Source organism: Erythrobacter sp. A6_0 (assembly GCF_017744235.1).
Classification (GTDB): Bacteria; Pseudomonadota; Alphaproteobacteria; order Sphingomonadales; family Sphingomonadaceae; genus Qipengyuania.
Map to the genome: position 1 here is coordinate 204391 of NZ_JAGHQR010000002.1, position 23117 is coordinate 227507.

23 protein-coding genes and 2 tRNA genes are annotated in these 23117 nt (G+C 65.4%); 14 read left to right on the forward strand and 11 right to left on the reverse strand.

The annotated features are described in order from the left end of the window. Positions 1 to 41: 41 nt before the first annotated feature. The 3 genes from fmt to J7347_RS06730 are packed head-to-tail and all read left to right on the forward strand — an operon-like array spanning position 42 to position 2863. Positions 42 to 950 carry a methionyl-tRNA formyltransferase gene (gene fmt / locus J7347_RS06720; RefSeq protein WP_209161421.1) on the forward strand — a complete coding sequence of 303 codons (909 nt, stop codon included), beginning with the start codon at positions 42 to 44 and terminating at the stop codon, positions 948 to 950. 4 nt (positions 951 to 954) lie between these two features. Then, positions 955 to 1725 carry a tRNA pseudouridine(38-40) synthase TruA gene (gene truA, locus J7347_RS06725; protein WP_209161422.1) on the forward strand — a complete coding sequence of 257 codons (771 nt, stop codon included), beginning with the start codon at positions 955 to 957 and terminating at the stop codon, positions 1723 to 1725. Positions 1726 to 1750: 25 nt separating this feature from the next. Then, positions 1751 to 2863: a zinc-binding dehydrogenase gene (locus J7347_RS06730; protein ID WP_209161423.1), complete on the forward strand. Its 1113-nt coding sequence runs from the start codon at positions 1751 to 1753 to the stop codon at positions 2861 to 2863. 22 nt (positions 2864 to 2885) lie between these two features. On the opposite strand, the gene J7347_RS06735 is transcribed toward J7347_RS06730, so the two are convergent. After that, positions 2886 to 3863, reverse strand: a complete 978-nt coding sequence (locus tag J7347_RS06735) for an asparaginase (RefSeq protein ID WP_209161424.1) — start codon at positions 3861 to 3863, stop codon at positions 2886 to 2888. 89 nt (positions 3864 to 3952) lie between these two features. Here J7347_RS06735 and J7347_RS06740 point away from each other — a divergent pair. Beyond that, positions 3953 to 4028 (forward strand) — tRNA-Val (locus J7347_RS06740). A gap of 12 nt (positions 4029 to 4040) precedes the next feature. Here the strand turns inward: J7347_RS06740 and J7347_RS06745 are convergent. Then, positions 4041 to 4631: a TlpA disulfide reductase family protein gene (locus J7347_RS06745; RefSeq protein WP_245173891.1), complete on the reverse strand. Its 591-nt coding sequence runs from the start codon at positions 4629 to 4631 to the stop codon at positions 4041 to 4043. Positions 4632 to 4647: 16 nt separating this feature from the next. On the opposite strand from J7347_RS06745, the gene argH reads away from it, so the two are divergent. The 4 genes from argH (at position 4648) to J7347_RS06765 (ending at position 8398) form a co-directional block, all read left to right on the forward strand. Next, positions 4648 to 6024 carry an argininosuccinate lyase gene (argH, locus tag J7347_RS06750; RefSeq protein ID WP_209161426.1) on the forward strand — a complete coding sequence of 459 codons (1377 nt, stop codon included), beginning with the start codon at positions 4648 to 4650 and terminating at the stop codon, positions 6022 to 6024. Continuing rightward, positions 6024 to 6260, forward strand: a complete 237-nt coding sequence (locus tag J7347_RS06755; protein WP_156502117.1) for a hypothetical protein — start codon at positions 6024 to 6026, stop codon at positions 6258 to 6260. Before argH ends, J7347_RS06755 begins: the two co-directional genes overlap by 1 nt. A gap of 90 nt (positions 6261 to 6350) precedes the next feature. Next, entirely contained in the window at positions 6351 to 7613 is a 1263-nt protein-coding gene (gene lysA / locus J7347_RS06760) for a diaminopimelate decarboxylase (protein WP_209161427.1), read from the forward strand. Then, positions 7610 to 8398: an NAD(P)-dependent oxidoreductase gene (locus J7347_RS06765; protein WP_348521582.1), complete on the forward strand. Its 789-nt coding sequence runs from the start codon at positions 7610 to 7612 to the stop codon at positions 8396 to 8398. Before lysA ends, J7347_RS06765 begins: the two co-directional genes overlap by 4 nt. Positions 8399 to 8417: 19 nt before the next feature. Here J7347_RS06765 and J7347_RS06770 read toward each other — a convergent pair whose 3' ends face one another. The 3 genes from J7347_RS06770 to J7347_RS06780 form a co-directional block, all read right to left on the reverse strand. Next, the gene (locus J7347_RS06770) at positions 8418 to 9383 is read right to left on the reverse strand and encodes a winged helix DNA-binding protein (RefSeq protein ID WP_209161428.1); all 966 of its coding nucleotides are present in this window, start codon (positions 9381 to 9383) and stop codon (positions 8418 to 8420) included. Positions 9384 to 9474: 91 nt separating this feature from the next. After that, entirely contained in the window at positions 9475 to 9978 is a 504-nt protein-coding gene (locus J7347_RS06775) for a L,D-transpeptidase family protein (protein WP_209161429.1), read from the reverse strand. Positions 9979 to 10027: 49 nt separating this feature from the next. Then, positions 10028 to 11317, reverse strand: coding sequence for an adenylosuccinate synthase (locus tag J7347_RS06780; RefSeq protein WP_209161430.1), 1290 nt, complete (start codon positions 11315 to 11317; stop codon positions 10028 to 10030). 138 nt (positions 11318 to 11455) lie between these two features. Here J7347_RS06780 and J7347_RS06785 point away from each other — a divergent pair, with 138 nt between their 5' ends. After that, positions 11456 to 12271 (forward strand): aldo/keto reductase, encoded by an 816-nt coding sequence (locus tag J7347_RS06785; RefSeq protein ID WP_209161431.1) that lies wholly within the window; start codon positions 11456 to 11458, stop codon positions 12269 to 12271. A 90-nt stretch (positions 12272 to 12361) separates the two neighbouring features. Here J7347_RS06785 and J7347_RS06790 read toward each other — a convergent pair whose 3' ends face one another. The 3 genes from J7347_RS06790 to J7347_RS06800 form a co-directional block, all read right to left on the reverse strand. Continuing rightward, complete coding sequence (locus J7347_RS06790) at positions 12362 to 13474, reverse strand: ATP phosphoribosyltransferase regulatory subunit (RefSeq protein WP_209161432.1); 1113 nt, start codon at positions 13472 to 13474, stop codon at positions 12362 to 12364. A gap of 67 nt (positions 13475 to 13541) precedes the next feature. Continuing rightward, positions 13542 to 15125 (reverse strand): phosphoglycerate dehydrogenase, encoded by a 1584-nt coding sequence (serA, locus tag J7347_RS06795; protein ID WP_209161433.1) that lies wholly within the window; start codon positions 15123 to 15125, stop codon positions 13542 to 13544. Positions 15126 to 15246: 121 nt separating this feature from the next. After that, positions 15247 to 16407 (reverse strand): phosphoserine transaminase, encoded by a 1161-nt coding sequence (locus J7347_RS06800; RefSeq protein WP_209161434.1) that lies wholly within the window; start codon positions 16405 to 16407, stop codon positions 15247 to 15249. Between the two features lie 210 nt (positions 16408 to 16617). Here J7347_RS06800 and J7347_RS06805 point away from each other — a divergent pair, with 210 nt between their 5' ends. After that, the gene (locus J7347_RS06805) at positions 16618 to 17778 is read left to right on the forward strand and encodes a glycosyltransferase family 1 protein (protein ID WP_209161435.1); all 1161 of its coding nucleotides are present in this window, start codon (positions 16618 to 16620) and stop codon (positions 17776 to 17778) included. A gap of 1 nt (position 17779) precedes the next feature. Here the strand turns inward: J7347_RS06805 and J7347_RS06810 are convergent, their stop codons facing one another. Beyond that, positions 17780 to 18205 (reverse strand): hypothetical protein, encoded by a 426-nt coding sequence (locus J7347_RS06810; RefSeq protein ID WP_209161436.1) that lies wholly within the window; start codon positions 18203 to 18205, stop codon positions 17780 to 17782. A 100-nt stretch (positions 18206 to 18305) separates the two neighbouring features. On the opposite strand from J7347_RS06810, the gene J7347_RS06815 reads away from it, so the two are divergent. From J7347_RS06815 to J7347_RS06830, 4 genes are all read left to right on the forward strand, one after another. Next, entirely contained in the window at positions 18306 to 19625 is a 1320-nt protein-coding gene (locus tag J7347_RS06815; protein ID WP_209161437.1) for a replication-associated recombination protein A, read from the forward strand. Next, positions 19615 to 20490, forward strand: coding sequence for a hypothetical protein (locus J7347_RS06820; RefSeq protein ID WP_209161438.1), 876 nt, complete (start codon positions 19615 to 19617; stop codon positions 20488 to 20490). The genes J7347_RS06815 and J7347_RS06820 overlap by 11 nt, the downstream gene beginning before the upstream one ends. Before the next feature lie 36 nt (positions 20491 to 20526). After that, positions 20527 to 20602, forward strand: a tRNA-Thr gene (locus J7347_RS06825). 106 nt (positions 20603 to 20708) lie between these two features. Continuing rightward, positions 20709 to 21809, forward strand: a complete 1101-nt coding sequence (locus tag J7347_RS06830) for an FAD-dependent oxidoreductase (protein WP_209161439.1) — start codon at positions 20709 to 20711, stop codon at positions 21807 to 21809. 10 nt (positions 21810 to 21819) lie between these two features. On the opposite strand, the gene J7347_RS06835 is transcribed toward J7347_RS06830, so the two are convergent. Together J7347_RS06835 and queF are read right to left on the reverse strand one after the other, a co-directional pair. Then, positions 21820 to 22623, reverse strand: coding sequence for a DUF1499 domain-containing protein (locus J7347_RS06835; RefSeq protein WP_209161440.1), 804 nt, complete (start codon positions 22621 to 22623; stop codon positions 21820 to 21822). After that, positions 22623 to 23081, reverse strand: a complete 459-nt coding sequence (queF, locus tag J7347_RS06840) for a preQ(1) synthase (RefSeq protein WP_209161441.1) — start codon at positions 23079 to 23081, stop codon at positions 22623 to 22625. The genes J7347_RS06835 and queF overlap by 1 nt, the downstream gene beginning before the upstream one ends. Positions 23082 to 23117 lie beyond the last annotated feature (36 nt).

Genomic DNA, 23117 nt, shown 5'->3' on the forward strand with positions numbered 1-23117 from the left:
TAGGGGCCCGGAACGAACAGAGAAAGGCTCCGCCCTCCGCCATGCGCATAATCTTCATGGGAACGCCCGATTTCGCGGTGCCGACATTGCAGGCGCTGGTCGATGCCGCGCACGATGTGGTGTGCGTCTACACCCAGCCGCCCCGCCCCGGCGGACGGCGCGGGCGCGAATTGACGCCTTCGCCGGTCCAAAGCCGCGCGGAGGATCTGGGGATCGAGGTGCGCCATCCGACCTCGCTCAAATCCGCCGAGGAACAGGCACACTTCGCCGAACTGGACGCGGATGTGGCCGTAGTCGCGGCCTATGGGTTGATCCTGCCGAAGGCGGTGCTCGACGCGCCCGAACACGGCTGCCTCAACGTCCACGCCTCGATCCTGCCGAAATGGCGCGGCGCCGCGCCGATCCACCGCGCGATCATGGCTGGCGATCCGGTGACCGGCGTCACCATCATGCAGATGGAAGCGGGCCTCGACACCGGGCCGATGCTGGCCTTTGCCAGGACGCCGGTCGAGGACAAGACGACCGGCGAGCTGACCGAGGAACTGGCCGAGATCGGCGCGCAATTGATGGTCGGCACGCTGATCGATCTCGCCGCGCTGCATCCGCTGGAGCAGGACGACGACAAGGCGACCTATGCCGCGAAGATCGACAAGAGCGAGGCGCGGATCCACTGGTCGCGCCCGGCGGAAGAAGTGGTGCGGCAGATCCACGGATTGTCGCCCTTCCCCGGCGCGTGGTTCGAACTGGACGGCGACCGGGTGAAGGTGCTGCGTGCCGAAAAGGTCGATGGCGAGGGATCGCCGGGCGAGGTGCTGGACGCGCAGCTGACGATCGCATGCGGCGAAGGGGCGATCCGCCCCCTCGAATTGCAGCGCGCGGGCAAGCCGAAGATGGATCTCGAGACTTTCCTGCGAGGAAACAAAGTGGCCGCGGGGACCATTTTCGACTGACCGCATGACCCGCTTCGCTCTCACTCTCGAATTCGACGGAACACCCTTCTTCGGGCTCCAGCGCCAGAAGGATGGGCCGAGCGTCCAGCGGGCCGTCGAAGAAGCCGCAATGCGCGTGACAGGCGAGGAAGTGCGGATGCACAGCGCGGGCCGCACCGATGCAGGCGTCCACGCGCTCGCCATGCGCAGCCATGTCGATATCGCGAAGGACATCACGCCCTTCCGCCTGATGGAGGCGCTGAACGCACATCTACGCCCCGATCCGATCGCAGTGACGCACTGCGAAGTGGTGCCCGACGATTGGCATGCCCGCTTTTCCTGTACGGGCCGCGCCTATGTCTATCGCATCGCCAACCGGCGCGCGCCGCTAACGCTGGAGAAGGACCGTCTGTGGCAGGTGCCGCAGGATCTCGACGCGGCAGCCATGCACCGCGCCGCACAGACGCTGGTCGGCTTGCACGATTTCACCACCTTCCGATCAGTCCATTGCCAGTCGGACAGTCCGGTCAAGACGCTCGACCGGCTGGCTGTCGAGCGGGACGGAGAGGAAGTTCGCATCCATGCCGAGGCGCGCAGCTTCCTGCATCACCAGGTACGCTCGATGGTGGGATGCCTCGCTCTCGTCGGCATGGGGCGGTGGGACGAAGCCCGCGTCGGCGAGGCGCTGGCGGCGCGCGATCGCCAGGCGCTGGGGCTGAACGCTCCGCCGCACGGGCTCTATTTCGTGCGGGCGGATTATCCCGCTCCGCTTGTGTCACCGGATACGGCACCCTAGGCGAGGGGCAAAAGGAGACCCAAGGATGACCACGACAGGCAAGCAACTCTTCACCACGCTCGAAGCGGACGGCACGCTCACGCTCGAAATCGCGGAAAGCACATTCCCCGAACCCAAGGACAATCAGGTCCTCGTCAAGATGGAGGCCGCACCGATCAATCCGTCGGACCTCGCCATCCTGACCGGCGCTGCCGATTTCGAGAATGCGGACTATTCGCCCGGCAAGGTCGTGGCCAAAATGCCCGAACCGTTCAATTCGGGAAGCAAGGCGCGCCATGGCCAGCGGCTGCCGGCCGGCAATGAAGGCGCGGGCACCGTGGTCGCCACGGGCGATGGCGACATGGCGAAGGCGCTGATGGGCCAACGGGTCGCCTGCGTCCCCGGCACCGCCTTCAGCGAATACGCGATCGCGGATGCTACGATGTGCCTGCCGCTGGGCGATCACAGCGCGGAAGAAGGCGCGTCGAGCTTCGTCAATCCGATGACGGCCCTTGGCTTCGCCGAGAATGCCAAGATGGATGGGCAGAACGCCATCCTCCACACCGTCGGCGCGTCCAATCTCGGCCAGATGCTCAACCGCATCTGCCAGGAAGACGGCATCAAGCTCGTCAATATCGTGCGCAAGCCCGATCAGGCGCAGATGCTGAAAGACCAGGGCGCCGAATACGTCGTCGATTCCTCGGAAGGCGATTTCGCCGCTCAGCTGCGCGACGCGATCGACGCGACGGATGCCTTCTACGGCTTCGATCCCATCGGCGGCGGCAAGATGGTCGATCAGTGCTTCAAGGCGATGGAGCAGGTCGCGGTCGCCAAGATGACCGAATATTCGCGCTACGGGTCGAACCAGCAGAAGCGGATGTTCATCTACGGTCGTCTCGACATGGGGCCTACCACGCTGACGCCGAGCTATGGTTTCGGTTGGACGCTGTCGGGCTGGCTGCTGACTCCGTTCCTCCAGAATGCGGGCATGGAGCGCGTGATGCGGATGCGCCAGCGCGTGCTCGACAATCTGACGACGACCTTCGCCAGCTCCTACAAGAAAAAGGTCTCGCTCGAAGATATGCTGACGAAGGACGCGATCCTCGATTATCGCCAGATGAAGACCGGCGAGAAATATCTGGTCACGCCGCAGGCCTGATCGGGGGCCTGAACCCGATCGGTCAATTCCCGTCGAAAGCGCGCTGGATCGCGACGAGGTCGGTGACCTCGTTCGCGATCAGCACCTGCAAGAGCAGGCGCGCTTTCTGCGGGTTGAGCGCGCGCGCGGCGACGAAGCCGTTGCTATCGTCGTCCGGCTCGCGGTCCACCAGCCCCTCTTCCGCGCGACTGGCGCGCACCACGAACACGCCGCAATCCCGCATCCGGCGTAAGGCCGCGCGCACGGCTTCGGGGAAGTTCCCCTCGCCAACGCCCGCCATCACCACGCCGCGGGCCGCCGTGCCCACCATCCGCTCGACCGCTTCGCCCGTCAGCCCGGCATGAGCATGGATCACCGCCACTTCGGGTAATTCGTCCACCCAGGCGAAGCGCGCCGCCGCGCCGGGGCGCCAGGGCGCGCCGAACCATTCGAGCGCGGAGGGGCTGACCAGGCCGAGCGATTCGCGCGGGAAGCCGCGGAACGCTTCCGAACCGCGCGTCCTCACCTTGCGCACGTCGCGCGCGGCGAAGACGCGATCCCCCATAACCACCAGCACACCGCGCCCCGCAGCCTGCGGATCGCTCGCCACCCGCACCGCATTGGCGAAATTGCGCAAGCCGTCATACCCCACCGCATCGGCAGGCCGCATCGCGCCGACCAAAACGACGGGCTTGGTCGCAGGCAGCGTCAGGTCGAGCAGGAAGGCGGTCTCTTCCAGCGTGTCGGTCCCATGCGTCACGATCACGCCCTGGCATGTCTCGCTGGCGAGCGCTTCGAGAATGGCCTCGTGAAGCGGGATCCAGACATCGGGTCCGATATCCGCCGAATCGATATTCGCGATCTGGCGTCCGGACAGGTCCGCTTCCAATCCCAGGGCACCGACATCTTCGAGATAGGCGTCGATTCCGATTTCGCCTGCGCGATAATCCTTGGCAATCGCGGAGCCCGCGATCCCGGCAATGGTGCCGCCGGTGGCGAGGACGGTGAGCCTGGTCGTCATGTCTGTGCCCTAAAATTCGGTGCCCGAACCGGGCAATTGCATTTCATGTCCGCCGCGCTATGTGCACGGCACGCTTCCGATCGGAAAGCGGGCGCTTAGCTCAGTTGGTAGAGCATCTCGTTTACACCGAGAGGGTCGGCGGTTCGAACCCGTCAGCGCCCACCATATCCCCTCAGGTCAGTTCTCTCCACCGTTCGCCCCAGAGATCGCATCATCGATCGCAGCGCGTACTTCGGGATCCGCCCAGTCGAGATCGCCGGTCACACGCCATATCTCGCGCCCGTTCGCATCGTAGAGCACCGTGGTCGGCAGATTGCCCGACAGCGCGAAGCTCAAGGCGGTTTCGGTGTCGAGCCACGGTTCGAGATAAGCGAAATTCCGTTCGGCGAAGAACGGCTCGACGACTTCGGCGCCTTGCAAATCCTGGCTCGCGACGAGGACGCGCAGATCGCCGTCGTAATCGCTCGCCAGATCATCAAGCAGGGGCATCTCCTTGACGCAGGGCGCGCACCAGGTCGCCCACAGGTTCAGCAGAACGGGCTGGCCTTGAAGCGCGCCCAGATTGAGCGTGCGGCCATCAGGGTGCGTCAGATTGACCGCAGGCATCAGCTGCCCCGCCTGGCTGCGGTCGATTTCTCCGCTCGGCGCGGCGGACGTGGTGGCGGGAGTTTCTTGCGCCGGTTCGGCGCTATCCCTATCGCAACCGCCCAGACCGGCTAACAGAACGAGAGCGAGTGTGAGCGAGGACGAACGCGAAAAAGCGGACAAGGCGGGCTCCAATGCGATGTGGGGCGGCAGGTTCGCTGCCGGGCCTAGCGCGATCATGCGCGAAATCAACGCTTCGATCCCGTTCGACAAGGCACTCTGGCGGCAGGACATCGCGGGCAGCCGCGCCCATGTCGCCATGCTGGCGGATCAGGGCATCGTCTCGCGCGAGGACGCCGGGACGATCGATGCAGGCCTGGTCCGGATAGCCGAGGAATACGAGCGCGACGGGGTGCCCGAGGATTGGGATCTCGAGGATATCCACATGACGGTGGAATCGCGCCTGTCGGACCTCATCGGGCCTGCCGCCGGGCGGCTCCACACTGCGCGCAGCCGCAACGATCAGGTTGCGACCGATTTCCGCCTCTGGGTGCGCGAAGCGTGCGCGCGGGCCGAGGCGGGGCTCGAGGCGCTCCAGCGTGCGCTGGTCACGCGCGCCAATGAACACGCCGCCAGCATCATGCCCGGCTTCACCCATTTGCAGACCGCGCAACCCGTCACGCTCGGCCACCATCTGATGGCGTATTACGAGATGGCGCGGCGCGATCGCAGCCGCTTTGCGGACGCGCGGGCGCGGATGGACGAATGCCCGCTGGGCAGTGCGGCTCTGGCCGGAACGGGCTTTCCGATCGATCGCGATGCGACTGCGCAGGCGCTCGATTTCGCAAAGCCCACGCGCAACAGCCTCGACGCGGTATCGGACCGCGATTTCGCGATGGATTACCTCGCCGCCGCCAGCCAGTGCGCGATCCACCTCTCGCGCCTCGCCGAAGAGCTGATCCTGTGGGCCAGCCAGCCCTTCGGCTTCGTGCGCCTGCCCGATACGCTTTCGACAGGTAGCTCGATCATGCCGCAGAAAAAGAATCCCGACGCGGCCGAGCTGGTGCGCGGCCATGCCGGGCGGATCATCGGCTGCGCGACATCGCTGATGGTGACGATGAAGGGCCTTCCGCTCGCCTATTCCAAGGACATGCAGGACGACAAGCCGCCCGTGTTCGAAGCGGCGGGCCTGCTCGACCTGTGCCTTGCCGCCACGGCGGGGATGATCGCCGACAGCGAGTTCAAGACCGAACGGATGCGGCAGGCGGCGGAAATGGGCTTTGCCACCGCCACCGATCTTGCCGACTGGCTGGTGCGCGAGGCGGACATTCCGTTCCGCGAAGCGCACCACATCACAGGCGCCGCCGTGAAGCTGGCCGAAAGCCGTGGGGTGGCGCTGGATGCTCTCCCCCTCGCGGATTTGCAGGATATCGATAGGCGCATCGATGCCCGCGTGTTCGATGCCCTGTCGGTCGATGCTTCGGTCGCCGCGCGCGCATCCTATGGCGGTACCGCGCCCGATCAGGTACGGGCACGGGTCGCCGAAGCGCGCTCGGATCTGGGGATGGAGACATGATGCGCAGCCTGTTCGTCCTTGCCGGAGCCGGATTGCTCGCCGCGTGCGGCCAGCAGGCCGCGCTCGAACCGCCGCCGGGCGAAAGCCTGCCGCCCGCCCCTTACGGGACGGCGGAACGGCCCGAGGCCGAGGATCTGCTCGAACTCGATCCGCAGGCGGCACCGGAACGCAGCGTGGAGCTGCGCCGTCGCAGCGAAGAGCGCGAGGACGATCCCTTCGACCTGCCGCCGGAATGATGCTCACCACCATTTTGTAGCGAGGGGATTTCCCGGGGCGAAGCAAGGCTTGCTCGACAGCGGCGCGAAGCTTCGCCAGAGGCGCCGAATATGGATCACTTTCAGCTTCGCGACGGCATCCTCCACGCCGAGGACGTACCGCTCCCCAGGATCGCCGAAGAGGTCGGCACCCCCGTCTATGTCTATTCGCGCGCCACTCTGGTCCGCCACGCCCGCGTGTTCCGCGACGGGCTGAGCGCGCTCGACAATCCGCACATCGCATTCGCCGTCAAATCGAACCCCAATCTCGCCGTCCTGCGCGTCCTCGCGAACGAGGGCTACGGAGCGGACGTGGTCTCCGGCGGCGAATTGGCGCGCGCTCTGGCGGCGGGCATGAAGCCGGAAGATATCGTCTTCAGCGGTGTCGGAAAGACGCACGCCGAACTGCTCCAGGGACTCGAAGCCGGGATCGGGCAATTCAACATCGAAAGCGAGGAAGAGGGGTACGAGCTCGCCGCGATCGCGCGCCGCCAGGGCGTGACGGCGCGTTGCGCGCTGCGCGTCAATCCGGATGTCGATGCCGGTACGCACGAAAAGATCTCCACCGGCAAAAGCGAGAACAAGTTCGGCGTTCCCTATGACCGTGCCGCCCAGCTCTATGCCGCGCTCGCCGGGGAAGACGGGCTCGATATGCGCGGTATCGCCGTCCATATCGGCAGCCAGTTGCAGAGCCTCGAACCGCTCGAAATCGCCTTCGTCAAACTGGGTGCGCTCATCGCCGATCTTCGCGCCCGCGGCTGTTCGGTCACGCACGCCGATCTCGGCGGAGGCCTCGGCGTCAGCTATCGTGCGGAGGAAACGCCGCCCAGCCCCGCCGAATACGGCGCAATGGTGGCGCGCGTGACGAAGGATTGGGACGTGCGGCTGATGTTCGAACCAGGCCGGGTGATCGCGGCCAATGCGGGCGTGCTGCTGACCCGCGTGATCCGATCGAAGCGCAGCGGCAACGGCCCGCCCTTCGTGGTGGTCGACGCCGCGATGAACGATCTCGCCCGCCCCGCCATGTACGGCGCGTGGCACGATTTCGACGCGGTCGCCCCCGACGGGACGCGCACCACCGCCCATATCGTCGGCCCGATCTGCGAGACCGGTGACACTTTCGCGATGGACCGCGACTGCGACGCGTTGGCGGCGGGCGATCTCGCCGTGTTCCGCAGCGCAGGCGCCTATGGGGCGACCATGGCGTCGAGTTACAATTCGCGCGGCTTCGTGCCAGAAGTGCTGGTGGACGGCGATCGCTACGCCGTGGTGGCCGACCGGATCGCACCCGCCGCGATCATGGAAGCCGAGCGCGTGCCGGACTGGCTGACGTGAACGGATTGCCGCTGCTGCACCGGCTCGAAAGCGCCCGGATCGTCCTGGTGGGCGCGGGCGCGATGGCGGATGCGAAGCGGCGGCTGGTTGAACGCGCGGGCGGAACCTGCGTGAGCGAGGCGGAAGCGCATCAGGCGCGGCTGGGCTTCGTGGCGCTGGAGGACGAACGCGAGGCGGAGGCGGCGACGCTGCGGCTGAAGCGGCTGGGCCTGCTGGTGAATGTCGCAGACAGGCCGGATCTGTGCGATTTCACGCTTCCCAGCGTGCTCGAACGAGGTCCGATAACGATTGCGGTGGCGACGGGCGGCGCGTCAGCAGGCCTCGCCAAGCAATTGCGGCTGGCGCTCGAACGGATGCTGCCCGCCTCGCTCGGCGATCTGGCCACGCGGCTCGGCGAAGCGAAGCAGGCGATGCGCGATCGCTGGCCCGATGGCGGCGAGCGGCGGCGATCGCTCGACAAGGCCCTGGCAAGCGGCGGTGTGCTCGATCCGATGGATGCAGGATCCGCCGAACGCGTTGCAAGCTGGCTGTCGGAAGAAGGCGGCGCGGGCGCAGTCGGAACGGTGGACATCGCGTTGACGAGCACCGATCCCGACGACCTTACCTTGCGCCAGGCACGCCTGCTCGGCACCGCAGACCGCGTGGTGCATCCGCGAGATATACCCGAAGCGATCCTCGTCAGAGCACGTGCCGACGCGGAGCGTGTGCTATCGGATGACTGGTCGGAGGCGCAGGACGGGGACGGTCTGACGGTCGTTCTGCATTTTCAGGCATCCGACGCCTGAGCCGATCCAGCCCTTTGCCTCAGCTAAGCTGACTGCCCTCGCCTTCCAGCGCGTCGAAATAGCGCGCCATGGCTGCGGCACCTTCCTCGCTCAGGTCGATGAAGGCACGGCGGCGGTCCTGATCGTCCTGTTCGCGCACCAGCAGGCCGCTATCGATCATCTGACCGATCCAGCGCAGAGCCGTTGTCGGCGGAACGCCTGCGGCGATGCACAGGGATGTCACCGAAACGCGGCGATGTTCGACCCGCGCGGCAGTAAGGTCGAGCAGGATATCCCACGCCGGATCGGCGAAGAGATCGGCGCCCAGGAATTTCTCGCGCAGGCGGCGCTGGTGCATGATGCGGTGCACCAGCCGCGCATCGGGCAGCGCCGGGCGCGTTCGGCGGCGGGCATCGCCGCTTTCACCACGGAAGCCCAGCGCGGGCGATTCGAGCCGCGCGGCGCCGCTTTCGAAGCGGTCCAGCCGGTCGGACAGGCGCCCCAATTGTTCGGTAAGCTTGAGGAAGGCCAGCCGGTCCTCCTCGTCCATTTCGCGCACACGGCGACCGGGAAGCCGCGCCAGCGCCGCGCCCAGGGCGATCAGCCCTTCCGACTGGCGACCGCCGATCACGATCTGCGGATGCGAGCGTTCGAGGCAGCCGAAAACGTCCTCCAGCGCCGCCTCGCTCGTCAACACGATCAACTGCGCGCCCGCCCTTGCGACCCGCTCGTCCAGCCGGACCAGAGCGGCCATCTCCGCTGCGGATAGAACCGGCGCATCGACCGCCACGATATCGCCCAGTAGGCCGCCTGTATCGTCGTTCAGGCATGACAGCGCGCGCATGGCCTGAACCGCCAGCCCGGCGAGCCGCGCATCCTCCGCGATCCGACGCAGCCGCGCGGTATCGGAACCGAACAGCGACAGGCTACGCGCGGCCAATGGCGCACGGCCCGAACCACCCGGCGAATCGGATTCCGCATCGATCAGATAGGCCAGTTGCGCCATGCATTGCTCTCCGTTCAACGACGAAACGGAAGTAGAACAAAACCGGGTTATGTCAAGAATGGAGGAGGTCCATTCTGGACCTATCGGCTCCTCACGGCCTGATATGGATCGGCGTCCCGTCGGGCACCAGGCTCCAGATCTCGGCGATCTCGCGGTTCGAGAGTGCAATGCACCCGTCGGTCCAGTCGCCCTCCACCCTCTCGTCGAAGGGCATGCCGTTGGGCTGGCCGTGAATGAAGATATCGCCGCCGGGTGAACGCCCGCGCGCCTGCGCATAGGCGCGATCCTGCGCATTGGGGTATGAGACGTGGAGGCTGAGATAATAGCTCGACTGGGGATTGGCGTAATCGAGCGTGTAGCGGCCCTCGGGCGTCTTTTCGTCACCCTGGAAACGCTTGTGCCCCCGTGGCGCGTCGCCGAACTGGAGGCCGCGATAGGTACGGATCGCCTTGCCATCCTGATAGACCCACAGAGTGCGTTCCGACTTGTCGACCACGACCAGATCGGCCTTTTCTCCCGCTCGCGCCTGCTGGGCCAAAGTCGGAGCGCCAGCGAGGACTGCAAGCAGCAACGAAAGAGGGGCGAGGAAGCGCATGATTCCGTCCTAGCCCCTCATGCTTGCAATGTCGTCAATCCCGAAGGTTTCAATCCTCGAACGGGTCACGCATCAGGATCGTGTCGTCGCGTTCCGGGCTGGTCGAAACCAGCGCAACCGGCGTTTCGATCAGTTCCTGGATACGCTGGATATATTTGATCGCATTGGCAGGCAGATCGGCGAAGCTGCGCGCGCCCGCGGTGCTTTCCTTCCAGCCTTCCATCGTTTCGTAGATCGGCTGCACCGCCGCCTGATCCGCCGCATGGCTCGGCAGGTAATCGTAGACCTGTCCGCGCAGGCGATAGCCGGTGCAGATCTTCACTTCGTCCAGCCCGTCGAGCACGTCGATCTTGGTGAGCGCGATGCCGGTCACGCCGCTGATCGAACAGCTCTGGCGCACGATCACCGCATCGAACCAGCCCACCCGGCGCTGGCGACCGGTGACGGTGCCGAATTCATGGCCCCGATCGCCCAGACGCTGGCCGATCTCGTCGGTCAATTCGGTCGGGAACGGGCCGCTGCCGACGCGTGTGGTGTAGGCCTTGACGATCCCCAGCACGAAGCCGGTCGCGTTCGGTCCAAGGCCGCTGCCCGCCGCCGCCGTGCCGCTGACGGTGTTGGAGCTGGTGACGAAGGGATAGGTGCCGTGGTCGATATCGAGAAGCACGCCCTGCGCGCCTTCGAACAGGATTTTCGCGCCCGCTTTCCTCACCTTCTTCAGCCGCTTCCACACCGGCTGCGCGTATTGCAGCACGAAGGGGGCGATTTCGCGCAGTTCGGCGAGCAGAGCGGCGCGGTCGATCGGTTCCTGATCGAATCCGGCGCGCAAGGCATCGTGATGGGCGCACAGGCGATCGAGCTGCGGCTCCAGATCGTCCAGATGCGCCAGATCGCACACACGGATCGCCCGGCGGCCGACCTTGTCTTCGTAAGCCGGGCCGATCCCGCGCCCGGTCGTCCCGATCTTGCCCTTGCCCGCAGCGGTTTCGCGCAGCCCGTCCAGATCGCGGTGCAGCGGCAGGATCAGCGCGCAATTGTCGGCGATCGCGAAATTGTCGTCCGTGATGGTGACGCCCTGGCCTTCGAGCTTCTCGATCTCGGACTTAAGCGCCCACGGATCGAGCACGACGCCATTGCCGATCACGCTCAACGTGCCGGAAACGATCCCGCTGGGCAGGAGCGACAGCTTGTAGGTCGTCCCGTCGATCACCAGCGTGTGGCCGGCATTGTGGCCGCCCTGAAAACGCACCACGGCATCGGCGCGGCTCGCCAGCCAGTCGACGATCTTGCCCTTGCCCTCGTCGCCCCACTGGGCACCGATCACGGTAACATTGGCCATATGCGCTCGCTCGTTCCTTCAGGTGCTCAAACGCGTGCGGCGTTAGGCGCTGGGGCAGAGCGGGGCAAGTGGCGGTGGCGGCAAGAGCGCGGGAAACAACCGGGCGGCCCGGCCATTGATGGGGAAAGGAGACAGAATTTGACCGACTATCCCACTCTCACTCTCAACGACGAGCGCCAGATTCCCCAACTCGGCTTTGGTACGTATAAGATCGACGAAGGCGACGCGCCCGAAATCGTGAAGACCGCGCTCGATGTCGGCTACTGGCTGATCGATACGGCGGCGATCTACGAAAACGAAAAGGGCGTCGGCAAGGGCATCGGCGACTGGTCCGACATCTTCCTGCAGACCAAGATCTGGAACGAAAGCCAGGGGTACGAGCGGACCAAGAAGGCCGCGCAGAAATGCCTTGATCGTCTGGGGCGCGAGCATGTCGACATGCTGCTGATCCACTGGCCCTGCCCCGATAACGGCCTGTTCGTCGAAACCTGGAAGGCGCTGATCGAGCTGCGCGACGAAGGCAAGGCAAAGTCCATCGGCGTGTCGAACTTCCGCGAGGAAGATCTGCGCACAATCATCGGCGAGACCGGCGTCACTCCGGCGCTCAACCAGATCGAACTGCATCCCAGCTTCCAGCAGCGCGAACTGCGCAAGGTGCATGAAGAGCTCGGCATCGTCACGCAGAGCTGGTCGCCGCTCGGCCAGGGCGAAGGCCTCGACAATGACGCGATCGCCAAGATCGCCGAAGAGACCGGCCGTCCGAACAGCGCGGTCATCCTGCGCTGGCATCTCCAGCACGGACTGGTGCCGATCCCCAAGGCATCGAGCCGCAAGCATATCGAAGCCAATTTCGAAGCGCTCGACTTCGAACTGAGCGACGATCAGATGAGCCGCATCGACGCACTCGACAGCGATGATGGGCGCATGGGTCCGCACCCCGCAGAATTGAACTGATCCCTTCCAATTCTGGACGCCGACGCACCCGTCTCCTTCGCCACACGCGATGAGATCGGGTGTGGCGGCGGCAGAAAGACCGGCTGAGAGCTAGAGCGCTACCGGTTCGCTTCCATCGAGACGATGCGTGCAACCGAGCGCAAGCGCGTCATTACCATCGTCGATCGCCGCCACGGTGCGCCAGCCGATCGCGCGCAACCGCGCCGCCACCGAAGGATCGTGGTCGGTCGGCAGGAATAGTGTGTCGCGCGGCGCACCCTCCGCGCTCCCCAACGCTTCCAGCAAGGGCTCGGCATAGAGCGAGAAGCCTGTGGCCGCCTCGTCGCTGCCACGGATCGTATAAGTGCCGCCGCGCCCGATCGCGTTGCGTGCGCCCGCCGCATAGATCGTGAAACCGAACCAGCTCTGATATTCGAAACCGTGCCGCTCGGTCGGGTCCAACGTGATCCGGGCGCGCGATCCGATCCGTTCGACAATCGCCTCCAACCCCTCGATCCGGCTGGCAAGTTCGCCGCCCGCATCGAGTGCCTTGAGCTTGTCCGCCGCTTCCGAAAACGGCCCGGTCGCGTAGAGAAGCGGCAGATAGTCGTGGCCGCCCGCCGCAGCGAGTCCACCCGCATCCTTGGTGTCCAGTTCACGCCGCACCGCCTCGCGCGCCGAGGGATCGAGCGGGAATGCGCCGTCGGCCAGCACATCCACCAGATCGGGCAGCGTGAAATCGACCGATATGTCGGCGAGGCCTGCCGCCTCGAGACTTGCGATCGCCAGCAACACCGCCTCGCTCGCTGCGGCCACTGCATCGCTGCCGATGAGTTCCGCGCCCATTTGGAGGCGCTGGCGGGCGGGATCGAGCTGATCGGCGCGGAGCAGAGCCACTTCGCCCGCATAGCAGAGCCGGAGCGGCCTCGGTGCAGTGGCGAGTCCCGTTGCCGCGATGCGCCCGACCTGCACGGTCATGTCGCCGCGCAGGGCCAGCGTGCGCAGGCTGTCGGGATCGGTAAAGCGCACCATCCGCCGGGTCGCGACACCCTGCATGCGCCCGGCGAGCGAATGCTCGAACTCGATCAGCGGGGGGCGCACCCGGTCGTAGCCGTGGCTATCCATCGTATCGAGCACGGCGCGCATCGCCCGCGTGATCGCAGCCGCACGCTGGGGCAAAGCATCTTCGAGGCCGATGGGGAGAAGATCGTCTTGGTCGGTCATGCCCCGCCCCTAATCGGCGCGGAGGACGAGCGGAAGGCGAAATTCTCCCCGTCGGAAGACGGAAGGATCAGAAGGCCAGCGGCGTGACCCGGCGCACCCCTTCGATCGCACAGGCCTTTTTCACCACATCCTGCGGGATCGGCTGGTCCACGCTCAACAGCAGCACCGCTTCCCCGCCCGCTTCGCGGCGACCCAGGTGGAAGGTCCCGATATTGATCCCGTTCTCGCCAAGAAGAGAGCCGATCCGGCCGATGAAGCCGGGCGCGTCCTCGTTGACGATATAGAGCATGTGGCCGGTCAGTTCGGCTTCGATCCGCACACCGAAAATCTCGGTCAGGCGCGGCGCGTCGCTGCCGAACAGCGTGCCGGCAACCGAACGGTCGCCGCTTTCGGTACCCACGGTCACGCGCAACAGAGTGTTGTACGCGCCTTCGGTCTCGTGCCGGATCGAGCGGATGTCGAGCCCGCGTTCCCTAGCGAGATAGGGCGCATTGACCATGTTCACCGTGTCCGAATACTGGCGCATCAGCCCTGCCAGCACCGCGCCCTCGATCGGCTTGCCCGACAGAGCGGCCGCCGCGCCCTCGCGCTCGATACTGATGCGCGTCAGATTGCCATGCGCCAGCTGGCCCACCAGGCTGCCGAGGCTTTCGGCAAGGCCCATATAGGGCCGCAGTTTCGGAGCCTCTTCGGCGGAAAGGCTAGGCATGTTGAGCGCGTTCGTGACACCGCCACTGACCAGGTAATCCGCCATCTGTTCGGCGACCTGAAGCGCGACATTGACCTGCGCTTCGGTGGTGCTGGCTCCCAGATGCGGGGTGCAGACGAAGTTCGGCTTTCCGAACAGGGGCGATTCCTTCGCCGGTTCGGTCTGGAACACGTCGAGCGCCGCGCCCGCGACCTGCCCGCTATCGAGCGCATCGGCCAGCGCCGCTTCGTCGATCAGCCCGCCGCGCGCGCAATTGACGATCCGCACGCCCTTTTTGGTCTTGGCGAGGTTTTCGCGGCTGAGAATATTGCGCGTCTCGTCGGTCAGCGGCGTGTGCAGCGTGATGAAATCGGCGCGCGCCAGCAGCGTGTCGAGATCGACCTTCTCGACGCCGATCTCGATGGCGCGTTCCGCCGTCAGGAACGGATCGAAGGCGACCACCTTCATCCTGAGACCGAGCGCGCGTAAGGCGACGATCGAGCCGATATTGCCAGCCCCGATCAGGCCAAGCGTCTTGCCCGTCACCTCGACGCCCATGAAATCGTTTTTGGGCCATTCGCCAGCCTGCGTACGCGCATCGGCTGCCGGAATCTGGCGGGCGAGCGCGAACATCATGGCGATGGCGTGTTCGGCAGTGGTGATCGAATTGCCGAAAGGCGTGTTCATCACCACGACGCCCTTCGAACTGGCGGCGGGGATGTCGACATTGTCCACCCCGATGCCGGCGCGGCCCACGACCTTGAGATTGGTCGCAGCCTCGAGGATCGCCGGCGTCACCTTGGTGGCGGAACGGATGGCGAGGCCGTCATATTCGCCGATCACGGCGGCGAGTTCCTCGGGCGTCATGCCCGGCTTTACGTCGACGTCGCAGCCGCGCTCTTCGAAAATGCGCGCGGCGTTGGGGTCCATCTTGTCGCTGATGAGAACTTTGGGTTTGGTCATGATACACTCCGCCCCCTTCCAAGGGGAGAAGACCGGGTGGAAAGATACTCCGCCCCGGCCCCTTCAAAAGATTGAAAATTAAGAAGGTTTTCCTCTCCCGCTGCGGGGAGAGGCGGTCGGGCTAGGCGCCCGCCTTCACCTGCTCGTAAGCCCACTCGATCCACGGGAGGAGGCGCTTCAGATCCTCCTCTTCGACCGTGCCGCCGCACCAGATGCGCAAGCTCGGCGGGGCGTCGCGATAGCCGTTGAAATCGTATCCGACTTCGAGCTTTTCGAGCATGGACGCGATCTTTTTCGGTACGCCCGCCTGATCTTCGGCGGAGAGGCTTTCGTACCAATCGCCCTGAAACACGAAGCAGACGCCCGTATTGGTGCGCTGCGCGGGATCGGGGACCATGTTGCGCAGCCACGGCGTCGCTTCGATCCAGTCGAGAACGATCTTGGCATTGGCGTCGGCGCGTTCGAACATCGCCTTGCGCCCGCCCATCGCCTTCGCCCATTCGAGCGCGTCGATGTAATCCTCGGTCGCCAGCATGGACGGGGTGTTGATGGTGGCGCCTTCGAAGATGCCGGTGTTGATCTTGCCGCCCTTCTTCAGACGGAACAACTTGGGCAACGGCCATTCGGGATCGTAGCTCTCGATCCGCTCGACCGCCTTGGGGCTGAGGATCAGCATCCCGTGCTGCGCTTCCGATCCCATCACCTTCTGCCAGCTATAGGTCGTGGCATCGAGCTTGGGCCAATCCATCTCCTGCGCGAAGACGGCGCTGGTCGCGTCGTTGATCGTCACGCCTTCGCGGCCTTCGGCCAGCCAGTCGGTGTTCGGAATCTTCGCGCCCGAGGTCGTGCCGTTCCAGGTGAAGACGACATCGTTCTCCTGCGGGATCGACGCAAGGTCCGGAATATGGCCGTAATCGGCATCGAGCGTGTTCAGCTTGGGCAGCTTGAGCTGCTTGACCGCATCTTGGATCCAGACATTGCCGAAGCTTTCCCAGGCCGCCACGGTGGCCGGGCGATCGGGGCGCAGCATTGTCCACATCGCGCATTCGAGCGCGCCGGTATCGCTCGCGGGCATAATGCCGACGAGGTAATCCTCCGGCACGCCGAGCATCTCCTTCGACAGGTCGATGGCGTATTTCAGCCGCGCCTTGCCGAGGCTGCTGCGGTGCGATCGGCCGAGCGATTCGGTTTTGAGATTTGACGCGGACCAGCCTTTGCGCTTGGCAGTCGGCCCGGACGAGAAGAAGGGACGCTCAGGCTTGAGCGTCGGTTGGTCAGTCATGTATTCTCTCCTTTCAGAGAGCACGCGCGGCGTTGGGACCGCGTGGCCCGGGGGCGGCAATAAAGTTGCGGCGCGGCGAGTCAACGTGGAATCACGCGCTATCGACAGGGCGGTCTTACAATCGGATGGTCGACAAGCGGATGGAGCGCCTCCGGATCGCCTGCTCTCGCCCCTCGCCAAAAGCGACCCGCTGGCTTATGGCCCGCCGCGATGGATGTGACCGATCTCCGCATCGCCCTGTTCAGCGGCAATTACAATATGACGCTGGATGGCGCGAACAAGGCACTGAACCGACTGGCGGAATATCTTATGCGCCGCGGCGCTGCCCTGCGCGTCTATTCGCCCACGATCGACACGCCCGCCTTCGAACCGCAGGGCGATCTCGTCAGCCTGCCTTCGATCCCCATTCCCGGTCGCTCGGAATATCGCGTGCCCCTCGGGCTCGATGCCGATACGCGCGACGATCTCGCCGTGTTCGCGCCGAACATGGTCCACATCGCCTCGCCCGATTTCAGCGCGCGGGCCGCCGTCAAATGGGCGCGCGGACGCGATATTCCCGTGCTCGCTTCGGTCCATACCCGCTTCGAAACCTATCCGCGCTTTTACCGCATGGGTTTTCTCGAACCGGTGGTGGAAGCGTATCTGCGCGGCATCTACCGCAAGTGCGATGCACTGGTGACGCCTTCGCAAAGCATGGTTGACACGCTGCACGATCAGCACATGCATGACGACGTGACGATCTGGTCGCGCGGCGTCGATCGGTCGATTTTCGATTCCGCGAAGCGCGACCCGGAATGGCGCCGTGGGCTCGGGCTCGAAGATTGCGACGTCGCGATCGCGTTTCTCGGGCGGCTCGTCATGGAAAAAGGGCTCGGCATGTTCGCCGATACGATGGACATGTTGCGCGAACGGGGCGTGCCGCACAAGGTGCTGGTGATCGGCGACGGTCCCGCCCGCGCCTGGTTCGAGAAAGCGATGCCGGATGCGATCTTCGCCGGTTTCCAGACCGGGCCGGACCTGGGCCGAGCGCTGGCGAGCGCCGATATCTTCTTCAACCCCTCGGTCACCGAAACCTTTGGGAACGTCACGCTGGAAGCGATGGCGAGCGGACTGCCCGTGGTCGCCGCCGGAGCGACCGGCAGCGCGAGCCTGGTCGCGGATGGCGAGACGGGCGCGTTGGTCGATGCGGGATCGCCGGAAGGGTTCGCCGACGCGATCTCCCCCTATTGCCGGGACGACGCGCTGCGTCATGCCCACGGTGCGGCAGGCGAGAGGGCCAGCCGCGCCTATTCCTGGGATGCGATCAATCAGGCCGTGGTCGACACCTATCTGCGGCTGCACCGAGAGGCGAAACGGGGCGCGGATCGCTGATCTACCGCAGCACGCCTTTGCGCCGCAGCGACCAGCTGTAGATCAGAAGGAAGACCGCCACGCTCCAGAGCAGGATCGGAAACCATGCGGGCTGCATCGCTTCGAGTTCCGGCGGCATCACCGCACCCGCTTCGTAGATCGTGGTGAGCAGGATGCCCACCAGCGACAGCGCGAAGGCGATCACCGCCAGGCGGCTGCGAAGCAGCAACAGCAAAGAGCCCAGAAACGCGCCGATCGTGCCCATGCCCCAGGCTATTCTTGCCCAGAACGGAAACGCATCGAGATAGGAGATTCCCTCGGGAGGATATTGCATCGCTTCGAACCAGAACGGGCTGCGCAGATTCGAAAAGATGAAATCCGCCGCGCCGATCATATTCCACAACAATGTCACCACGCCGACCACCCAAAGGTGCCATGGCGTTGTCATCCGTCGATCCATCGTCGGCTCCCCTGTTCGGACCCCGACTGTACCTTATCCCAATCGCGCATGATGGCAAATCGGCGCGCCAATGCCTAAGTCCCCATCCATGGCCGACCTTTTCGCCGACGACCTGCCCCAGACCCGCCCTGCCGAACCGCGCGAGGACGCGCCGCTTGCCGACAGGCTGCGGCCCGCCAATCTCGCCGAGGTGATCGGCCAGGATCATTTGACCGGGCCGGAAGGCGCGATCGGGAGGATGGTGGCGGCAGGGCGCCTTTCCAGCATGATCCTGTGGGGGCCGCCCGGCACAGGGAAGACGACGATCGCCCGGCTGCTCGCCGACAGCGTCGGAATGCGGTTCGAAAGCGTCAGCGCGGTGTTCAGCGGCGTAGCGGATTTGAAGAAAGCCTTTGCCGCAGCCGACAAGGCCGCCGAGGCCGGGCAGCGGACACTGCTGTTCGTGGACGAGATCCACCGCTTCAACCGCGCCCAGCAGGACGGATTTCTCCCCTTCGTGGAGCGCGGAACGGTCACGCTGGTCGGCGCGACGACCGAGAACCCGAGTTTCGCGCTCAACGCCGCTCTGCTCAGCCGCGCGCAGGTGCTGATTCTTCAGCGGCTCGATCGTGAGGCGCTGGGACAATTGCTGACCCGCGCAGAAGAGCTGGAAGGCCCCCTCCCCCTTACCGATCCGGCGCGCGATGCGCTGGTGGCGAGCGCGGATGGAGACGGGCGCTTCCTGCTTAATCAGGCGGAAACGCTCTATAACGCGAAGCTCGACGCAGCCCTTGATCCCGCCGCTCTGGGGGCCTTCCTGCAACGCCGCGTGGCCGTCTACGACAAGGACCGCGAAGGGCATTACAATCTGATTTCCGCACTCCACAAGGCGGTGCGCGGGTCGGATGTACAGGCATCGCTCTATTACCTCGCGCGGATGCTGACCGCTGGCGAGGAGCCGCGCTTTCTCGCGCGCAGGCTGGTCCGCATGGCGGTTGAGGATATCGGCATGGCCGACCCGCATGCGCTGGTCCAATGCATGGCAGCAAAGGATGCCTACGAATTTCTCGGCTCGCCCGAAGGCGAATTGGCGCTGGTCCAATCCTGCATCTACCTCGCCACCGCGCCCAAATCGAACGCGGCCTACAAGGCGATGAAGGCGAGTTTCCGCAACGCGAAGGAAACCGGCAGCCTGATGCCCCCGCAGAACATCCTCAACGCGCCGACCAAGCTGATGAAGGAGATCGGGTACGGTTCGGGCTACACTTACGACCACGATGCGGAGGAAGGGTTTTCCGGCGACGATTACTGGCCGGACGAGATGGACGCGCAGACCTATTACCAGCCCGTCGATCGCGGGTTCGAGCGCGAAGTGAAGAAGCGGCTGGATTATTGGGGTAAATTGCGGCGGGAACGGGGTGCGGTTTAAACATTTCCTCGCCATCGACTGGTCGGGCGCGAAGGGGCCGCGCCAAAAGGGCATCGCGCTCGCCTTCGCCGATGGCGAGGGCGGCCCGCCCGTCCTGATCGATCGCGGGCGCGGCTGGGGGCGCGAGGACGTGTTTGCGCTGCTGCGCGACGATCTGCCGCCCGATACGCTGGTCGGAATGGACCTCGGCATTGCTCTGCCCTTCGCGGATTGCGGTGCCTATTTTCCCGGTCTGGAGGATAGTCCAAAAGATGCGCCCGCTCTCTGGGCGCTGATCGACGCGGTGTGCGCAGAGGATTCGAACCTCGAAGCGGGAAGCTTCGTCGCCGATCCGCGCTTCGCACCCTATTTTCGCAACGGCGCTGCAACGGGACTGCATTTCCGCTGCGACGGCGCCGAACATGGCCGTGGCCGTTTCCGCGTCACCGAACAGGCGCAGGCCGGTATGGGCTGCAAACCCTACTCCAATTTCAACCTGGTCGGCGCCGCCCAGGTCGGCAAGTCGAGCCTGACCGGAATGCGTATGCTTCATCGCCTGCGCGGTAGGCTGCCCGTCTGGCCCATCGATCCGCTGCCCGACACGGGATCGGTCGCGGTCGAGATTTACACCAGCCTCGCCGCATTGGAAGCCGGGCGCAGCGTCGCGCGAGCCAAGATGCGCAGCTTCGCCGAATTGAACGAGGCGCTGGCCGTATTGGGATCGCCGCCAGTTGGTGGCGACGGCGCGATCGACGACCATTCTTCCGACGCGCTGCTGACCGCCGCATGGCTGCGCAAGGTGGCAGGAGAAGCCCGTCGCTGGGCTCCGGCGCAGCTTACGCCCGCCATCGCCCGCACCGAGGGCTGGACTTTCGGCGCGCTATGATCGAAGGGCGTTCGCCTCGCGCTTATGACGCATCGGGCCGGTTTAGCTCAGTTGGTAGAGCAGTTGATTTGTAATCATCAGGCCAGGGGTTCGAATCCTCTAACCGGCACCATTTTTGTTTGGGCGCTCGCTTTTGCGAGCGCGATATTCTCACTTCCTTTGGTCGCTGCGGGCGCGCGGTCGCGCTTGCGGTCCGCTGGTCGCGGACCGGTTCTCGGGTGAGCGACAGCGGTCCGACGATCGTCCTTCTGGGGGCGGGTCACGCGCATCTTGGCGTAATCGACGACTGGTTGAAGCATGGCTCGCCGCCCGTACGGACGATCCTCGTCGAGCCGCGTGACGCGATGCAGTATTCGGGCATGGTGCCGGGCTGGATGGCGGGCGAATATCGCGACGAGGAGACCCGCATCGCGCTGGCACCGCTGGTGCGCGAGGCGCGGATCGACTGGCGTCGCTGCCGCGCGGTCGGGCTCGATCCCGTCAGCCGCGAAGTCCTCCTCGAAACGGGCGAGCGCATCGCTTTCGATGTCTGCTCCATCGCCATCGGCGGCGCGGGCCGGGCGGAAAATCTGGTCGGACGCGATCCGCGACTGATCGACATAAGGCCGATCGACGGCTTCATTGAGCGTTGGAGCGAAGCCGAGGACACCGCCCCGCCGCGCCGCATCGCCGTGATCGGCGGAGGCGCGGGCGGTGTCGAACTCGCTTTCGGGGCGCGCAATTCCACGAGCCAGCCCGATGTCTTGCTGATCGCAGGCGAACACGGCCTCATCCCCGGCCATCCCGCCGCAGCCCGCCGCGTGGTGGAGCGCGAGCTGGAAAGCCAGAAAATCACCGTCCTTACCGGCGAAGCGCAATTGGACGACGACGGCGCTCTCACCGTGGGCGACAAAGCGATCGAACCTTTCGACGCGATCCTCGCCGCAGTCGGCAGCGGCGCGCCCTCCTGGCCGCGCGAGAGCGGGCTTCCGGTGGACGAAGACGGCTTTATCCGCGTCGGCCCTACCCAACAGGTGGAGGGCCTTCCCCACATCCTCGCCGCGGGCGATGTCGCGCGGCGCACCGATGTCCGCGTGCGCCATTCAGGCGTGCATGCGGTCTATGCAGGGCCGGTGCTGGCGACAAATCTGCGCCGCCTGATCGCGGGGCGCAGCGATCTGGCGACGTATTCGCCGTTCGGCAAAGACTTCTACCTGTTCAACACCTGCCGGGGCACGAGCATCCTCAGCTACGGCGCCTTCGGCCTGAAGGCGCGCTGGCTGCGGCGGCTCAAGGACTGGCTGGACCGCCGCTGGATCGCGCGCTTCTCAGGCCGTTGATTCCAGGTCCTTAGCTTCCGAGCCTGCTGCGGATCGCGTCCGACAATTCGCGCACCCGATCGGCGTTGTAGCCCAGATCGCTGACGCCGACCCGGCTCGCCGAGCGCAGATCGATGCGACTGTCGGTCACGCGCGCCACCACGTCGTCGCGAAAGCCGTAAGCGAAAGTCTCGGCCACGCCTTCGACCATACCGGTCGCATTGTCGGCGCGGATATCGTCGAGGCCGATTTCGCCCATCGCGGCGACCACGGCATTCATCGCCTGTTCGCGCGTGGCGTTGCCGACCGGGATCGGACGCAGATCGGTGTAATTGGCGGCGATGACGTCGGCGTGGTTCTGCACGGCGAGATCGCCATCGACGCGATCCTTCCACAGATCGAGCTGACCCAGCGGCGTACCGTAATCGACCACGGGGTTCGCGCCCCATTCCTCGCGCATCTGCATCGTCTGCGCCGAAAAGGCGGGCGGATTCCTGAGATCGGTCGCGACGTCATGGATCGGCGGCGCGGCTTCCCCCGCAGCGCGCACGGACAGCAGGCCCATGAAGAGCACGACCGGAATCGCCAGCGCGATCGCGGCCTTCCAAACCGGCCCGCGCGGATTGCCGCGCAGGGCGAGGAACAATGCGATCAGCGCCACCAGCGCCACGATCCCCATCAGCCACGGACCCGCCGTGACCGTCATGAAGCCGAAGCCGGTCTTCCAGCCGATCAGCCCGATCTTCGGGCCGAACACGGCGATGGCGAACCATACGAGCAGCGCCAGCGCCGCCCACAGCGCGTATTTCGGCAGATTAGCCTTCAGATCGCTCATCACCCTCTTCCCCTGTAGGAGGCCACACCCTGATCGGGCAGCCACAAATCCTTCGGCGGAGCAGAGCTCTGCCAGAACACGTCGATCGGTATTCCGCCGCGCGGATACCAGTAACCGCCGATCCGCAGCCAGCGCGGGCGCATCTCGTCGAACAGGCGCTTGCCGATGCCGACGGTCACATCCTCGTGAAAGCCGCAATGGTTGCGGAAGCTGCCGAGGAAGAGCTTCAGGCTCTTGCTTTCGACGATGGTTTCGCCGGGCGCGTAATCGATCACGAGATGCGCGAAATCGGGCTGGCCGGTGACCGGGCAGAGCGAGGTGAATTCCGGCGCGGCGAAGCGCACCATATAAAGCTCGCCCGCTCTCGGATTGGGAACGTAATCGAGTTCGGCCTCTTCGGGAGAGGTGGGGAGCGGCGTGTTGGCGCCGAGAAACTTGGGATCAGGTGTGTCGCCCATGCCGCGCCTCTGCCCGCATCGTGGACGCGGTGCAAG

Bases quoted from the DNA above. Each gene is read 5' to 3' on its own strand.
- J7347_RS06730 (WP_209161423.1), top strand. From the start codon at position 1,751: ATGACCACGACAGGCAAGCAACTCTTCACCACGCTCGAAGCGGACGGC.
- J7347_RS06770 (WP_209161428.1), bottom strand. From the start codon at position 9,383: ATGGCGCAACTGGCCTATCTGATCGATGCGGAATCCGATTCGCCGGGT.
- J7347_RS06815 (WP_209161437.1), top strand. From the start codon at position 18,306: ATGGCCGACCTTTTCGCCGACGACCTGCCCCAGACCCGCCCTGCCGAA.
- truA (WP_209161422.1), top strand. From the start codon at position 955: ATGACCCGCTTCGCTCTCACTCTCGAATTCGACGGAACACCCTTCTTC.
- J7347_RS06755 (WP_156502117.1), top strand. From the start codon at position 6,024: ATGCGCAGCCTGTTCGTCCTTGCCGGAGCCGGATTGCTCGCCGCGTGC.
- J7347_RS06810 (WP_209161436.1), bottom strand. From the start codon at position 18,205: ATGACAACGCCATGGCACCTTTGGGTGGTCGGCGTGGTGACATTGTTG.
- J7347_RS06735 (WP_209161424.1), bottom strand. From the start codon at position 3,863: ATGACGACCAGGCTCACCGTCCTCGCCACCGGCGGCACCATTGCCGGG.
- J7347_RS06835 (WP_209161440.1), bottom strand. From the start codon at position 22,623: ATGAGCGATCTGAAGGCTAATCTGCCGAAATACGCGCTGTGGGCGGCG.
- J7347_RS06800 (WP_209161434.1), bottom strand. From the start codon at position 16,407: ATGACTGACCAACCGACGCTCAAGCCTGAGCGTCCCTTCTTCTCGTCC.
- J7347_RS06775 (WP_209161429.1), bottom strand. From the start codon at position 9,978: ATGCGCTTCCTCGCCCCTCTTTCGTTGCTGCTTGCAGTCCTCGCTGGC.
- fmt (WP_209161421.1), top strand. From the start codon at position 42: ATGCGCATAATCTTCATGGGAACGCCCGATTTCGCGGTGCCGACATTG.
- lysA (WP_209161427.1), top strand. From the start codon at position 6,351: ATGGATCACTTTCAGCTTCGCGACGGCATCCTCCACGCCGAGGACGTA.
- J7347_RS06780 (WP_209161430.1), bottom strand. From the start codon at position 11,317: ATGGCCAATGTTACCGTGATCGGTGCCCAGTGGGGCGACGAGGGCAAG.
- queF (WP_209161441.1), bottom strand. From the start codon at position 23,081: ATGGGCGACACACCTGATCCCAAGTTTCTCGGCGCCAACACGCCGCTC.
- J7347_RS06790 (WP_209161432.1), bottom strand. From the start codon at position 13,474: ATGACCGACCAAGACGATCTTCTCCCCATCGGCCTCGAAGATGCTTTG.
- serA (WP_209161433.1), bottom strand. From the start codon at position 15,125: ATGACCAAACCCAAAGTTCTCATCAGCGACAAGATGGACCCCAACGCC.
- argH (WP_209161426.1), top strand. From the start codon at position 4,648: ATGTGGGGCGGCAGGTTCGCTGCCGGGCCTAGCGCGATCATGCGCGAA.
- J7347_RS06805 (WP_209161435.1), top strand. From the start codon at position 16,618: ATGGATGTGACCGATCTCCGCATCGCCCTGTTCAGCGGCAATTACAAT.